This is a genomic window from Methyloprofundus sedimenti (assembly GCF_002072955.1).
Lineage (GTDB): Bacteria > Pseudomonadota > Gammaproteobacteria > Methylococcales > Methylomonadaceae > Methyloprofundus > Methyloprofundus sedimenti.
The window spans coordinates 85,510-100,771 of sequence record NZ_LPUF01000002.1 but is presented as its reverse complement, the minus strand read 5'-3'; the positions used below and the strand labels follow the sequence as shown (position 1 = coordinate 100,771).

General features: G+C 42.1%; 10 protein-coding genes, 3 tRNA genes and 1 pseudogene. 11 read left to right on the top strand and 3 right to left on the bottom strand.

The genetic code is table 11. The annotated features are described in order from the left end of the window. The 7 genes and pseudogenes from AU255_RS13355 to AU255_RS13325 all read left to right on the top strand — a co-directional run bounded on the left by AU255_RS13355 (position 1) and on the right by AU255_RS13325 (position 4,358). On the top strand, positions 1 to 1,236 hold the full coding sequence (locus AU255_RS13355; protein ID WP_080523439.1) for an aspartate kinase: 1,236 nt from the start codon (positions 1 to 3) through the stop codon (positions 1,234 to 1,236). 121 nt (positions 1,237 to 1,357) lie between these two features. Beyond that, positions 1,358 to 1,525, top strand: a pseudogene (gene csrA, locus AU255_RS13350) (carbon storage regulator CsrA); the annotation flags it as partial. A 104-nt stretch (positions 1,526 to 1,629) separates the two neighbouring features. Continuing rightward, positions 1,630 to 1,721, top strand: a tRNA-Ser gene (locus AU255_RS13345). A gap of 77 nt (positions 1,722 to 1,798) precedes the next feature. Continuing rightward, a tRNA-Arg gene (locus tag AU255_RS13340) sits at positions 1,799 to 1,875 on the top strand. Between the two features lie 18 nt (positions 1,876 to 1,893). Beyond that, positions 1,894 to 1,969 (top strand) — tRNA-Asn (locus tag AU255_RS13335). Positions 1,970 to 2,233: 264 nt separating this feature from the next. Further along, the gene (locus AU255_RS13330) at positions 2,234 to 4,045 is read left to right on the top strand and encodes a class I SAM-dependent DNA methyltransferase (protein WP_080523438.1); all 1,812 of its coding nucleotides are present in this window, start codon (positions 2,234 to 2,236) and stop codon (positions 4,043 to 4,045) included. After that, positions 4,035 to 4,358 carry a hypothetical protein gene (locus tag AU255_RS13325; RefSeq protein WP_143735969.1) on the top strand — a complete coding sequence of 108 codons (324 nt, stop codon included), beginning with the start codon at positions 4,035 to 4,037 and terminating at the stop codon, positions 4,356 to 4,358. The genes AU255_RS13330 and AU255_RS13325 overlap by 11 nt, the downstream gene beginning before the upstream one ends. On the opposite strand, the gene AU255_RS13320 is transcribed toward AU255_RS13325, so the two are convergent. Next, positions 4,347 to 5,342, bottom strand: a complete 996-nt coding sequence (locus tag AU255_RS13320; protein ID WP_143735968.1) for an IS30 family transposase — start codon at positions 5,340 to 5,342, stop codon at positions 4,347 to 4,349. The genes AU255_RS13325 and AU255_RS13320 overlap by 12 nt on opposite strands. A 177-nt stretch (positions 5,343 to 5,519) precedes the next feature. Here AU255_RS13320 and AU255_RS13315 point away from each other — a divergent pair, with 177 nt between their 5' ends. From AU255_RS13315 to AU255_RS20125, 4 genes are all read left to right on the top strand, one after another. After that, a complete protein-coding gene (locus AU255_RS13315) occupies positions 5,520 to 6,503 on the top strand; it encodes a restriction endonuclease subunit S (RefSeq protein WP_332889057.1) in 984 nt (327 codons plus the stop codon). 989 nt (positions 6,504 to 7,492) lie between these two features. Continuing rightward, complete coding sequence (locus AU255_RS13310; RefSeq protein ID WP_080523435.1) at positions 7,493 to 8,023, top strand: REP-associated tyrosine transposase; 531 nt, start codon at positions 7,493 to 7,495, stop codon at positions 8,021 to 8,023. A 173-nt stretch (positions 8,024 to 8,196) separates the two neighbouring features. Further along, positions 8,197 to 11,343: a type I restriction endonuclease subunit R gene (locus AU255_RS13305; RefSeq protein ID WP_080523434.1), complete on the top strand. Its 3,147-nt coding sequence runs from the start codon at positions 8,197 to 8,199 to the stop codon at positions 11,341 to 11,343. A gap of 166 nt (positions 11,344 to 11,509) precedes the next feature. Next, positions 11,510 to 11,653, top strand: coding sequence for a hypothetical protein (locus tag AU255_RS20125; protein ID WP_158083125.1), 144 nt, complete (start codon positions 11,510 to 11,512; stop codon positions 11,651 to 11,653). A 44-nt stretch (positions 11,654 to 11,697) separates the two neighbouring features. On the opposite strand, the gene AU255_RS13300 is transcribed toward AU255_RS20125, so the two are convergent. Both AU255_RS13300 and AU255_RS13295 read right to left on the bottom strand, forming a co-directional pair. Beyond that, positions 11,698 to 13,437: a glycosyltransferase family 2 protein gene (locus AU255_RS13300; protein WP_080523433.1), complete on the bottom strand. Its 1,740-nt coding sequence runs from the start codon at positions 13,435 to 13,437 to the stop codon at positions 11,698 to 11,700. Then, positions 13,437 to 15,227: a glycosyltransferase family 4 protein gene (locus AU255_RS13295; protein WP_080523432.1), complete on the bottom strand. Its 1,791-nt coding sequence runs from the start codon at positions 15,225 to 15,227 to the stop codon at positions 13,437 to 13,439. The genes AU255_RS13300 and AU255_RS13295 overlap by 1 nt, the downstream gene beginning before the upstream one ends. Between the last annotated feature and the right edge of the window lie 35 nt (positions 15,228 to 15,262).

The following is a 15,262-nucleotide window of genomic DNA, read 5'->3' as shown; positions in this document are numbered from 1 at the left end:
ATGGCTGTTTATGTATTTAAATTCGGCGGTACATCTGTCGGATCGGTAGAGCGAATTAAAGCGGTAGCAGAAAAAGTAAAAGCAGCACACGACAAAGGCGATCAGCTGGTTGTTGTGTTGTCAGCGATGAGCGGTGAAACTAATCGTTTAACGGACTTGGCAATGCAAGTGCAGCAAGCACCGGTTTCAAGAGAAATGGATGTTTTACTGTCGACCGGAGAACAAGTCACTGTTGCTTTGTTAAGTATGGCGCTGCAAGAATTAGGCTGTCCAGCGCGTTCTTATACGGGTAGTCAGGTGCGTATTGAAACGGATAGTACACATACCAAAGCGCGCATAACACACATAGATGATGCAAAAATAAAAGCGGATCTAAATGCGGGGAAAGTAGTGGTGGTCGCCGGCTTTCAGGGAGTTGACGAGCATGGCAATATTACCACCCTGGGAAGGGGAGGTTCGGATACTACAGCGGTCGCATTAGCGGCAGCTTTAAAGGCAGATGAATGTCACATTTACACCGATGTCGATGGTGTTTATACCACCGATCCTCGAGTAGAGCCTAATGCACGACGTTTAGACAAAATCACCTTTGAAGAAATGCTGGAAATGTCCAGTTTAGGATCAAAAGTACTGCAAATTAGATCAGTAGAATTTGCCGGTAAATACAATGTTGCATTACGCGTTTTATCATCATTTTCAGAAGGGCGTGGCACGCTCATTACTTACGAGGAGTCAGAGGTGGAGCAAGCGTTAATTTCAGGTATAGCATTTAATAAAGATGAAGCAAAGTTAACGATTACAGGTGTGCCTGATATTCCTGGTGCAGCATCAAAGATACTAGGGCCGATTGCCGATGCAAATATCGAAATTGATATGATTATCCAGAATGTTGCCGATGATGCGACGACGGATTTTACCTTTACGGTGCATAGGAACGATTTTGATAAGGCGAAAGACATATTAACCTGTACATGCAGGGAGTTGGGAGCAGGAGCGGTGACAACAGATAATCGCATTGTTAAAGTTTCAATTGTTGGCGTTGGTATGCGTTCACATGCAGGCATCGCAAGTAAGATGTTCAAAGCGCTAGCTGATGAGGCGATAAACATCAAAATGATTGCTACCTCAGAAATAAAAATCTCGGTTGTAGTCGATGAAAAATACCTGGAGTTAGCGGTAAGAGCACTACATGCGGCATTTGAATTAGACAAAGATCCAAAAGTAACGCAAAGTTAATTTTTTATTAGATAAAAAAACATAATCAGCTATTTATTTTTTTAAAATCACTGTTATAATACACAGCTCAGTCCAGTTCTGCCGCATGACAGGGCTTTTATTACAAACAGGGAGACGATAGATGCTTATATTAACGCGTCGTGTAGGAGAGACTTTAATGATCGGTGACGAGGTTACTGTCACGGTTTTGGGAGTCAAAGGTAATCAAGTTCGTATCGGAATTAATGCACCTAAAGATGTGTCGGTGCACAGAGAAGAAATATACGAAAGAATTAAAAACGAACAATCAGGTGGAGCAGCAAGTCCTGTTTCTAGTACTACTAGCACTAGCCCTGAGGTTGAGTCTGGACCTGCTGGTCTTATGGGATCAGACGACTAAAAAGAATTAAAACTGGAGAGGTGGCCGAGTGGCCGAAGGCGCTCCCCTGCTAAGGGAGTATGGGCTTTATCTCCCATCGAGGGTTCGAATCCCTCCCTCTTCGCCATACAAAAAGTTGATGAAATAGTTAAATATTAGTTGACATGGAGTAAAATTAAAAGGATAATTGAAAAGATAAATAAGGCGCCCGTAGCTCAGCTGGATAGAGTACTCGGCTACGAACCGAGCGGTCGGGAGTTCGAATCTCTCCGGGCGCGCCATTTATTTAAAAAGTTTAATCCCCTGTAGCTCAGTTGGTAGAGCGGGTGACTGTTAATCACTAGGTCGGCGGTTCGAGCCCGTCCGGGGGAGCCAAGTAAAATAAGGGCTGTAGTTAATTCTACGGCCCTTTTTTTTGCCTAAAATTTACCCTCTGGTCTTATTTTGGGGAGAGGGGCATCTAGCTTAATCCACCTCAACGCGTTCTAAACCGTATTGTCTAAAGATATTTATCTAAACAAATCCACCATTATTAGCTACTGTACCCATCATGAACAGTAGGCTATCTATTGCTGTTAGTCCTATTGTAAAATAGTATTGATAAGCACTGACACTATACATCTAAACGGAATATAACAGATGGATCAAACCGAACAGCAATTTTTAACCGAACTCGAAAAGAAACTCTGGACTAGCGCCAACAAATTACTCCCGTCACTCGATGCCTCGCAATACAAACACGTTGCCTTAGGTTTAGTTTTCCTCAAATATGTATCTGATTCGTTTGAACTACGCCGTAAAGAACTCACTGCCCAATTCAATGACCCTGAACATGAGTATTTCCTTGATCCTGAAGAGTTTGATGGTGGTGCTACGGGCGAAGATTATCAAGCCGAAATTAATACCGAATTAGAACAACGCGACTATTACACCGAAGCCAATGTGTTTTGGGTGCCGATGCAGTCTCGCTGGGGCTTCCTGCAAAACCAAAACAAAGTCGTTATCAATGGCGTTATTTGGCTAAACAAACAAGGTGAAGCATTAACACAAGCGCCTAATGATGAAGCCGAAAAACGCCTATGCAACCGCATCAGCTCAGTCGGTCAACTAATCGACAACGCCTTGGAGGTTATCGAACAAGACAACCCTAAACTCAAAGGCGTACTCAATAAACGCTACACCCAGTTACAAATCGACCAGGCCAAATTAGGCGAATTGATTGATTTAATCGCCACCATTCCCTTTGTCCATGCCACCCTAAGCAGTAAAGATATTCTGGGTCATGTGTATGAATACTTCCTCGGTCAATTTGCTTTGGCCGAAGGTAAAAAAGGTGGACAGTTTTACACGCCTAAATCCATTGTTAGCTTGATTGTACAAATGCTGGAGCCGTTTAAAGGCCGTGTTTACGATCCTGCGATGGGCAGTGGTGGTTTCTTCGTGCAATCGGAAAACTTTATTCGTGAGCATCAAGGCCGCATTGGTGATGTGTCGATTTACGGGCAAGAATACAACCACACCACCTGGCAACTCGCCGCCATGAATATGGTGATTCGCGGTATTGATTTTAACTTTGGTAAACAACCTGCCAGCAGCTACACCAATGATCAACACCCTGATTTGCGTGCTGATTTTGTGATGGCAAATCCGCCATTCAATATGAAAGAGTGGGACACCGGCGTCGATGATAACGATCCGCGCTGGGTTTATGGCAAGCCGCCTTCTGGCAACGCCAACTTTGCCTGGTTGCAACATATGCTCTGGCACTTAGCGCCTAATGGTAGTTTAGGTTTGTTACTCGCTAACGGCTCGATGAGTTCTAATACCAGTGGTGAAGGCGATATACGCAAAGCCCTGATTGATAATGATCTAGTGGAATGTATGGTGGCTTTACCCGGTCAACTGTTCACCAATACTCAAATTCCTGCTTGTATCTGGTTTTTAACCAAGAACAAAAAAGCCAGAACTGCTGCCAGTGGCAGACAACTGCGTGATCGGTGTGGCGACATATTATTTATTGATGCGCGTAAGTTAGGCTATATGAAAGACCGTGTGTTACGTGACTTTACCCCGGATGATTTAAACAAAGTCACCGAAACGTTTCACAACTGGCAAACAGACGAAACCGTAGGGTGGGTTAGCGACAGCGTAACCCAACAATCAGAGCTTGATGCTGACACCGATGTTGGGTTACGCGATAAAGCCGCTAACCCAACCTACCAAAATATCCCCGGCTTTTGTAAATCGGCTACACTCGCTGAAATCGAAAAGCATGATTATGTACTGACGCCGGGTCGTTATGTGGGCGTAGTCGATGAAATTGATGATGGTGAGCCGTTTGCTGACAAAATGGTACGGCTTACTGCGCAGTTAAAAGACCAGTTTGAACAAAGTGATCGGTTAGAAGCTGAGATTAAAAGGAACTTGGGGGGGCTGGGTTATGATGTCTGAGATTCTTTTTAATAGGGAACATGATTTATCAGGCTTGGTATCATTCGTTAGCGAAAAAATTGAAGCTGGCAAGGTTACGCTTGATACATATATTTCTACTGACAATATGTTGGTGGATAGAGGCGGGGTTGAGCCTGCCACAAAATTGCCTTCGGCTTCGAGGTTTAACTATTTCAAAGTTAACGATACATTATTCTCAAATATTAGAACTTATTTTAGAAAGGTTTGGTTGGCAGATTTTGAAGGAGGAGCATCTCCTGATGTTCTGATTTTTAGGACAAAAAATTCAGAAGTCGCGAATTCAAGCAATTAATGCAACACCCTGTGATTTATTTATATCAACCCCCGTTATTTGGCAAAATACTTCCCATGGAGTTCTGTAATTTAACCCTTTTCTTGGACGATGATTAAGTGCTGTAATTGCACTATCAACCTCATCTTGAGTTACCTTATCCAAAGGTTCTTTTTTAGGGAAGTATTGCCTTAATAAGCCATTGTGGTTTTCATTTAAACCTCGTTGCCACGAATGATACGGTTTGGCAAAATAAGTGCCGCAGTCGAGTGTTTTTGCAATGGCTTCATGCCCACAAAACTCACGTCCATTATCAAAGGTAATCGTGTGAACCCAACGTTTAAAAGGCTCAAGAGCATTGATAATCGCCTCTTTCGTTAATTCAGATTCTTTACGCTCAATTGAGATGGCGAAGTTGAGCCTTGAGACCCGTTCAGTCAGCGTCACCAATACGCCTTTATGTCCTTTACCGATAACAGTATCTGCTTCCCAATCACCTAAACGCGTTTTATCATCAACCACTTGTGGTCGCTCATCAATATCAACACGGCTGGGTATCGTTCCGCGATAATCATTTTTTCCATATCGCTTACGATAAGGTTTGGCTTGATGCCTCAAATAAGTATACAAATCGCCACCGGCTGCTTTGTTAGCTAAAATATAACGGTAAATAGTCTCATGACTGACGGAGTCCTTACCTTGTTGTTTTAAGCGTCCTGAAATACAGTCAGGACTCCATTTCTCTTTGATTAAAGGCGTTATTATCTGTTGTAACTCAGCCGTCATCTTGATGTTTTTGGGCTTATCAATATGGCGTTGTTTAGCTATTCTCTCAGCTTGCTTGTAACGATAACCACACTGACCTGTATTACGCGTAATTTCACGTCCAATAGTCGATTTATGACGCCCCAATGTGATGGCTATTTGATTCTTAGAAACGCCTTGTTTTAGTTGCGTATAAATGTAAAATCTTTCCTCTTGGGTTAGATGGTTAAACGTGTTCATTGAGCACCTCTTTTTAGTTTCAGGTTTTAGTCGACGGAAACTATACCATCTAACCCTTTAAAGAGGTGTTGCAGTTATTATATGAATTCGGGAGTATTAGATCCTAACTACTTATACTTTCTCCTGAGCAATGAGGACTTTATAAACTATTCAGTCCTTACAGCTAAGGGAGCTAAAATGCCTCGTGGTGATAAGGCTGCGATCATGCAATATAAGTTCTTTCTTCCTGAAATCAGCCAGCAAAGAAAAATAGGCAGCGATTTATTAACAATAAACAAAAAAATCGAACTCAACCGCCAAACCAACCAAACCCTCGAACAGATAGCCCAAGCCATCTTTAAAAGCTGGTTTGTTGATTTTGAACCCGTAAAAGCCAAAATCGCCGCCAAGCAAGCAGGCGCAACAGCCGAACAAATCGAACGGGCTGCAATGTGTGCTATCAGCGGCAAAACCTTAGACCAGCTTGAACAGCTAGATCCCGACACCCTACAACAACTCAAAACCACCGCCGCCTTATTTCCCGATGCCTTGGTTGATTCTGAGTTGGGTGAGATTCCGGAGGGGTGGTCGTTTATCCCTCTTTACGAAACCGCTAAATATGTCAATGGTTCTGCATTTAAAGCGAGTGATTTCTCAAGTGATGAAGAAGGTTTACCCATTATAAAAATAGCTGAATTAAAACAAGGAATATCAGCTGGAACTAAATTTACTAAATCAGTTAGACCTGATAAATATTTTATTAGAAATGATGATGTTTTATACTCATGGTCAGGTAGTCCCGAGACATCTCTTGATATTTTTAAATGGTTTGGGGGGGATGGCTGGTTAAACCAGCATATCTTCAAATTAAATTTCTCATCCAAAGAACAGAAATATTTCACCTATTATCTTTTGAAACACATGAAGCCCGTGTTAGTAGCTACAGCGAAACAAAAACAAACAACCGGATTAGGCCATGTCACTATTGCCGATATGAAGAGAATGAAAGTTCCTTTTCCTTCGGTAAATTTATTGAGTAATTTTTGTCAGGTGGTTTCATCCTTATATCTAAAAGGATCAGAACTTGTGAAAGAAAATCATACCCTGACTAACATAAGAGGCTCCTTACTGCCCAAGCTCCTTTCTGGAGAGTTCATTATTGGTTCTGAGCAGACCAATTAATGACTGATAAGCGGCAAAGAAATATTTGATCGTTCCCACGCTCCCGCGTGGGAATGCAGTGTCAGACGCTCCAGCGTCCCGATAGTGCAGTGGGCAAGTTAAACGGGAGGCCGTCGTTACTCCGTTCTAAAGAAGGTGAGTTATGCACGGTCTACCGAGGGTTAGGTGAGACGCTGGAGCGTCCAGAGCGGTATTCCCACGCAGAGCGTGGGAACGATGAACGATGAACGATGAACGATGAACGATGAATGATGAATGATGAATGATGAATGATGAATGATGAATGATGAAACAGGTGGTCGTCGTTACTCGGAACTAAAGGGCGTGTGTTTTATGAGTGGTCTGCTAAGCTTTATTTGATCGTTCCCACGCTCCCGCGTGGGAATGCAGTGTCAGACGCTCCAGCGTCCCGATAGTGCAGTGGGCAAGTTAAACGGGAGGCCGCCTTACTCGGTTCTAAAGAGGATGTATTATGCACGGTCAGCCGAGGGTGAGATGAGACGCTGGAGCGTCCAGAGCGGCATTCCCACGCAGAGCGTGGGAACGATGAACGATGAACGATGAAACAGGTGGTCGTCGTTACTCGGAACTAAAGGACGTGTGTTTTATGAGTGGTCTGCTAAGCTTTATTTGATCGTTCCCACGCTCCCGCGTGGGAATGCAGTGTCAGACGCTCCAGCGTCCCGATAGTGCAGTGGGCAAGTTAAACGGGAGACCGTCGTTACTCCGTTCTAAAGAAGGTGAGTTATGCACGGTCTACCGAGGGTGAGATGAGACGCTGGAGCGTCCAGAGCGGCATTCCCACGCAGAGCGTGGGAACGATGAACGATGAACGATGAATGATGAAACAGGTGGTCGTCGTTACTCGGAACTAAAGGACGTGTGTTTTATGAGTGGTCTGCTAAGCTTTATTTGATCGTTCCCACGCTCCCGCGTGGGAATGCAGTGTCAGACGCTCCAGCGTCACGTAAGCTAAGAGAGTAATAAAAATGGGACGTAGCCGTTACACCATCACCGAGCCAGATCAAGCACATTTTATGACCTGTACGGTGATGGAGTGGCTACCCGTTTTTACCCGCACGGAAACGGTACAGATCATTTTGGACTGCTGGCAATATCAACGTGAGCATCAAGGCTTAAAGTTGTACGGTTATGTGATTTTAGAGAATCATTTACATTTTGTTGCACAAGCACCCCAGTTAGATAAATGCATCAGTAGTTTTAAGTCTTTTACTGCAAGGCAGTTGATCGATTATTTAAAAGCCCGGCATGCTGAATCACTTTTAGCGCGATTACGTTTTTCCAAGTGTGCGCATAAAGTAGATCGAGAGTATCAGTTTTGGCAGGAGGGAGTTCATGCCGAGATGGTTTTTAGTGAGGCGATCATGAGAGAGAAGTTGGACTATATTCATCAGAACCCAATTAAGCGTGGTTATGTAGAGAAGGCTGAGCATTGGCGCTATTCGAGTGCAGGACATTATGCAGGCGGTGCGAGTTTGATTGATATTGATGCTTGGTAGTTGACGCTGCAGCGTCCAGGGCTGCATTCCCACGCGGAGCGTGGGAGCGATGGTTTTTTTATAGGTGTTTCTTAATAGGCTAACCTTGATGTTATTAGATGTCGCGGTGAATGATTTATGCGCGGTGAATTTATCAATTATTGCTTTATTACCAATGGACGTGGATTTACTACATGATTACTGAAGACCAGCTTGAACAACTTTGCCTGGATTGGTTTCAATCTATTGGATATAACTATGTGAGTGGTTATGATATTGCGCCTGATGGTGTGAATCCTGAGCGTAGCGATTATCGGCAAATTGTGTTGCATGATCGTTTGTTAAGCCGATTAACCGTTATCAATCCCCATATTCCAGCCGATGTTTTAGATCAAGTGGCACGGCAAGTCGCTAAGCCAGAAACGCCGATCTTGATTAAAAGTAATAAGGTCTTTCATCAATTTCTGTTAGAAGGCGTGAAGGTTGATTTCAAGTTAGCCGGTGAGGATAAAACCGACTATGTGCAGTTGATAGATTTTGCTCATGTCGAGAACAATCAGTTTTTAGTGGTCAATCAATTTACCATTACCGGTACTAAAGGCAATCGTCGCCCTGATGTGATTGTCTTTATTAACGGTTTGCCATTGGCGGTGATTGAACTTAAAAACCCAGCAGACAGTAACGCAGACATTTGGTCAGCCTATCAACAGTTACAAACCTATAAAGACCAAATAGCAGACTTATTTGTTTTTAATGAAGCTTTGGTCGTTAGTGATGGTTTAAATGCACGTGTTGGCTCATTAACGGCAAATAAAGAGCGGTTTCTACCGTGGCGTACTTTAGCCAATGAAGATGATAAGCCGTTATTTGAATATCACTTAGAAACTTTGGTGAAGGGATTTTTTAAGCCTGAATTACTATTGGATTATCTGCATCACTTTGTGTTGTTCGAGCAAGATGGCGACAATACGATTAAGAAGATTGCCGGTTATCATCAATTTCATGCGGTACGCGAGGCGGTCAAGGCGACGGTGATTGCTGCTCAGCAACAAAGTGCAATTGCTGAATCTCGTGCTGATTATGCCGGTAAGGTGGTGCCGGGTTCTGGTAAGGCGGGCGTCGTGTGGCATACCCAAGGATCGGGCAAATCGATTTCGATGGTGTGTTACGCTGGTAAATTGTTGGCACAACCGGAAATGAATAATCCAACGATTGTGGTGGTGACAGATCGTAATGATTTAGATGGGCAGTTATTCAATACCTTTAGCATGGCCAGTGATGCTTTAAAGCAAACACCCGTACAAGCACAAGATCGTGATGATCTGCGTGAGATTTTGGCATCAAGGCAATCAGGCGGGATTATCTTTACTACAGTTCAAAAGTTTGCTTTGATTGCTGATGAACTGAGTCATCCTGTCTTAAGTGAGCGGCACAATATTGTGGTGATTAGTGACGAAGCCCATCGCAGTCATTATGGAGATAGGGCGAAATTTAATAGCAAAACAGGTAAATACACTTTCGGGTATTCCAAGCACTTACGTGATGCTTTGCCTAAAGCGTCTTTTATTGGTTTTACCGGAACACCTATATCCGCTGAGGACAAGGATACCCGTGCGGTATTTGGTGATTATGTCTCTATCTATGATATTCAAGATGCCGTGGATGATGGGGCAACCGTGCCAATCTACTATGAATCACGTTTAGCCAAGTTGGATATTAATCAGGCTGAAATTGAAGCCTTGAACGATGATGTCGATGAGGTCATCGAAGACGAAGAAGAGTTGGCTTCGCGTGAGCAGACCAAATCACAATGGGCAACTTTAGAGAAGTTGGTCGGCAGTGCACCGAGAATGGAGCAAGTCGCCAAAGATTTAGTCCATCACTTTGTCAGTCGAACTGAAGCGATGCCCGGTAAAGGCATGATTGTCTGTATGAGTCGTGAAATTTGCGTGGATATGTATGACGCTATTATTGCCCTAAAACCAGAATGGCATGACACAGACACAGCAAAAGGTGCAATTAAGATTGTGATGACCGGTTCAGCAGCCGATAAATCCAAGCTACAGCCGCATATTCACAATAAAGAAACTAAAAAGCTGTTCGAGAAGCGCTTTAAAGATCCAAATGATCCACTGGGATTAGTGATTGTACGTGATATGTGGCTCACTGGTTTTGACGCGCCTAGCTGTCATACCATGTACATAGACAAGCCAATGAAAGGCCATAACTTGATGCAGGCTATTGCTCGGGTTAATCGGGTGTTTAAAGACAAGCCAGGCGGTTTGGTTGTTGATTACATCGGTATTGCCAATGAGTTAAAGCAGGCACTTAGAATCTATACGGATTCTAAAGGGAAGGGTACGCCGACGCTAGATACCCGTGAAGCGTATGCCATATTGCTGGAGAAAATGGATGTCGTTCATGGCATGTTGCATGGCTTTGATTATAGCGAATACGCAACTAAAGCCCTGCGCTTATTGCCGGGTGCAATGAATCATATTCTTGGATTAAAAGATGGCAAAAAACGCTTTTTAGACGTCATGGCTGCTATTAGTAAGGCTTATACCTTATGCGGCACCATTGATGACGCCGAACCCTTAAAAAAGGAAATAGCTTTTTTATCAGCTGTTAAAGCGGCCATTAGTAAATTTACCAGCATAGATAAGCGTCGTACTGATGAAGAAAAAAATACCGCGTTAAAACAAATCATCGATAACGCGATTGTCGCGGATGGTGTGGCTGATATATTTGCACTGGTTGGTTTAGATAAGCCGAATATAGGGCTATTGTCGCCAGAGTTTATGGACGATGTAAAAAACCTGCCACAAAAAAACTTAGCCGCAGAGTTACTGGAAAAGCTGTTGCGTGATGAAATTAAAGCACGCATGAAAACTGATGTGGTGTCCGAGAAGAAGTACTCCGATCGCATCATGGAAACCCTGCGTAAATATCATAACCGTGCCATAGAAACAGCCCAGGTCATCGAAGAACTGATCAAGATGGCAAAGGAAATGGAAGCAGATGCAAAACAGGCTGACTCATTAGGGCTAAGTGCGGATGAGATCGCTTTTTATCGCGCCTTAATTCAGAATGAATCAGCCGTGCGTGAACTGGGTGATGATAATCTACGTGAACTGGCTAAACAGGTGACGGCGCAACTAAGAAAATCAACGACAGTCGATTGGCAGGTGAGAGATAGTGTCAGGGCTAAATTGAGAAATTTGGTGCGTCGAGCGCTGCGTAAATGGAAATACCCGCCTGATAAAGCAGATGAGGCAATTGAATTATGTATGAAGCAAGCTGAAGCGTTGTCTGAAAGCTGGTCTGCGATGCCTGGGTAGCGCCTTATTTCGTATGTTATACAATGGTGTCATTATTAGCTGATAGAAATAGCATTATGAAAAATACTATCAGCGGCGTTCAGGATAAAGTAAGAGCCACTTTATATCTGACACCAGAAAATAAGCAGGGGCTAGACCGTATCCCTAAAGGGCAAAAACGGCTTTAATGAATAGAGCGATTGCTAATGCGCTTAAAGAGCTGGAGCAAAAAGAGAATAATCAGAAATTTTTAGATATGATTGCTCATATTGAGCCTGTAAAAGCGGATCTATCGTCTGAGGCTATGGTTCAGCTGCTTAGGGAAGGGTGAGCAATGAGCGTCTGATCAAGTGAGTCATGATACCTAACGTTGTTTTAGACTCCTGTAACAATCGAGCTATTCATTTGGTTATGATACAGAGGATCGTGGTTATTAAAAAATGCAGGGTAATGGCTTTGTAATAACGCTTTATCATGATCAGACAGGGTTAATTGGTAGAATTTTTCCTGAGTATATTCAATTGCAATACCTCCATCAGCACAGATTCTTAGCTGCCTGGATTGTAGTTCCAGACACAGTGCAATTGACCAGCCGGAAAAGTCCTGATAGTCGCGTAATTTTTCAACCAGCGATTGAATTTCTTCAGTTTTACATAAACTAATTAATGGAGAAGTTAGAGTAACATTTCTGGGCAACGCTCCATACGCGCCAATACCATCCATGTTTTTATCCCACCCTCTCAAAGGGTAACGAAGGTTTCCTTGTTGATAAGCTAAACCACAGTGGTCAACTTGGCCGGTACTATTAATGATTTTCGCTGTACATACTGCAACCCCTGCAGGGATTAACTGAGTAGCCATGCGGGATAACGGCTCGTTGCCAATAAATTTTGCCGCACAATCAAGAAATAAAATATAGGGAGCCTCGCATTCGTTGATGAGTGAATACAATTTATTACCCATAGCTTGGTTGAACGTCAGTGAAGCTTGCGAAGCAATAGTAATCGCTTTTTGCGCAGCTAATTTGCTTAAATCTGGATGCTCTGTGTTTATATGAATAACATCAATTTCAGGCTTTCTATCAAACTGTCTGTTTATTTGATAACTCCCTAACCACGAGTGTTTTGGATAACAAGCTTGTCCAACCTCCCCACGCCTTTCTAACGCTGCATTTAATGCACGTATAGCAGCATCAAAGGCATAACTTTTATTTTCGGGGTTTAAAGAAACAGAATTTTCTGATTGTCGCCATGAATATAAGACTCTTGGAATGTGTCTGATTTTATTACTTAGCTCAGATAATCGTAAATAGAGGTCGTAATCTTGTGAGCCTTCAAAACCTAAACGAAAACCGCCTGCTTGCTGCATTAATGTTCGACGAATAACAGATAAATGCAAAATATAATTGTAGGTCAATAATAATTCAGGAGACCAGGCTGGTTTTGCGTGATGACAGCAACGTAAGCCGTGACTATCAATTTGATCATTATCAGAATAAACCCAGTCAGTATCGGGGTACTGGTTGAGTAGTTTGACTACCTCGTATAAAGCTTCTGGCGCAAGATAATCATCATGATCCAGAAGTGCAACATAGTCTCCGTCAGTTAATAAAAAGGCTTCCTGACAGGATGCTGTGATACCTCGGTTTTCTTCACGGCAGACTAATTTAACTTTATCAGGAAACGTCTGCTTGAAATCCACAAGTATTTTCCTGATTTCTGCAATGCCACTGCCGTCTTCCACAATACATAACTGCCAATGAGGATAGAGTTGTCTTGCAACGGAATCTAAACACGCCTGTAACTGGTCTGAGTCAACTTTATAAACAGCAAGCTGAATACTCATTAACGGCTTATATTGCCAATGTTTTACTGATCGCTGACGCTGGCGTTTTTCTATACAGGTTAAAAAACTGTGTTGTAACAAATAAGCGGGGTAAGCAGATTCTGCGCTTCTGTAACGATGTATTTCATGTTCACAATCACAAAACATCAGATAATTTAACCACCTTGGGCTATCAGATGTTTGTGTTTGTTTATTATAAAGTCGTTGCCAGTAACATTGTTTTAACAATGGGTCGCTAAATCGCAAAAAAACTTTTCGGAGAAAATTCATTATTGTGCGAGCAGTGTTTGGTAAAGCGCTAATAGTTCAGCATATGTTTTTTCATGATGATGATGTTCTCGAATGTAAGCTCTCATTTTTATGCCCGCCTGCTGTCTTTTTTCTGGATCAATAAGATAAGGCCAGATGGCATCAGCAAATTTTTCAGCAAGAGGTTGAGTATTTTCTACTAAAAACTCAGTCGCCATTAATTCATTTTGAGCCGCAACATCGGTAAAAAATATAGGCGTTTGCATTGCCATCGCTTCGTAGCTGACTAAAGCAATCCCCTCATTTTCAGAAGGCATCATCAACACATCGCAGTCCTGGTAAACAGGGCGTGCATCCTGCACCTGGGAGTGTAATAAAATCATAGTGCCAGCTGCTTTTTTTATTGCGCACTTAATTTCGGCTTCCAGTATTCCACTGCCTGTCATTAAAAAAACCAGGGGAACTGTTTGACTTGATTCCTGCCATTTTTTTTGAATTAATTGCGCAGCTTTAATAAATTCAAGCGGCTGTTTCTGCTGACTAAATCGACCAATAAAACCAACTAAACAAGCATTATCAGGAATATGTAACGACTTTCTTATCAGTCCATTTTCTACAATCGAAGGATTAAAATAATCACTATCAACATTAAGATAAGTAACTGAAATTTTGTCGTCAGTAACCCGCCAACGCTGAGTAAGAAAATTTTTCAAATATTGGCTAATCACATGATGATGATTAATAAATGACTCAAAACACTGTGCAGATGATTCAACATAGCCGCCTTCATGAGGAGGCAGTTCAATAATATGTAATGAATCCAGAACTTTTAACGTCGGATGAAATCGACGGATATGATAAAGCGCATCATAAGCTTGCGCTGCATGATGAATATGCATTAAGCGAATCTGGCGGCTACGAATTAAATATTCATAAAATATTGCCATCAATTTAGGCGTTAAAAAACTCGGTAAATGAAAAACCGCCTCTACATGATCAGCAATCTCAGAACTCCATGCATTAAACGAAAGATTATCTGTTGTAACGTAAACTGCATATTGGTCTTTTGGCAATGCTTTAATTAAATCAATAGCAAATTTTTCCACCCCTCCAAGCTCCAGCCAATGAGTAGCAATTAATACAGGAATTCTATTTTGAACAGGAACTATCTTAGTATTTAAATCCAGTTCGGGTCTTTTAAAATAGGGCTCCCAGGATTTTTTATAAGCAAGACTATTGCTTATTTCATTTTTAATATTTAAAGAGAATGATAGCAATTCCTTCAAAGCATTAATCTTTTGCATTAAAAACAATTTTTGTTCTAATGACAGTTTATTTTTTATTTTGCGTATAAATGAAATAGCCTGTTCAACATTATTTTGTGCTGTCACCAGTGCATGAGAAAAGCACAATATTGTATGGATATTTTGTTTCAATAAATCAATATCTTTAGAACGGCTGAGACAAATATATCCCTGTTCAAACACAGTATTCAATGTCTCAGTTTTAAGGTTAATGACCGAGAGTGGATGACTACTTTCAATTGAAGTTAATAAAGGCCAAACCACTTGATTACATTTTGGATTAGACAAAAGCACCCAGGTCATTTCTTCCAACAGCGTGTTTGCACGCAATGGCGCATCAGAACACAGATTATGAAAACTCAAATAATTGGAATCAGTCTTATCCGTATGACTTAACAGCATGGTTTGCTCGGTCAAGAATTTTTGCCAGTTAGCAGGTAATAAAGTTTGCTGGGCTTCAGTTAAAATACAATAAATAAGAGGTTCAGCGGGTTCTTGGGTGAGCATATTGTTGGAGTTTATTGAACTAATTAATCTTATTA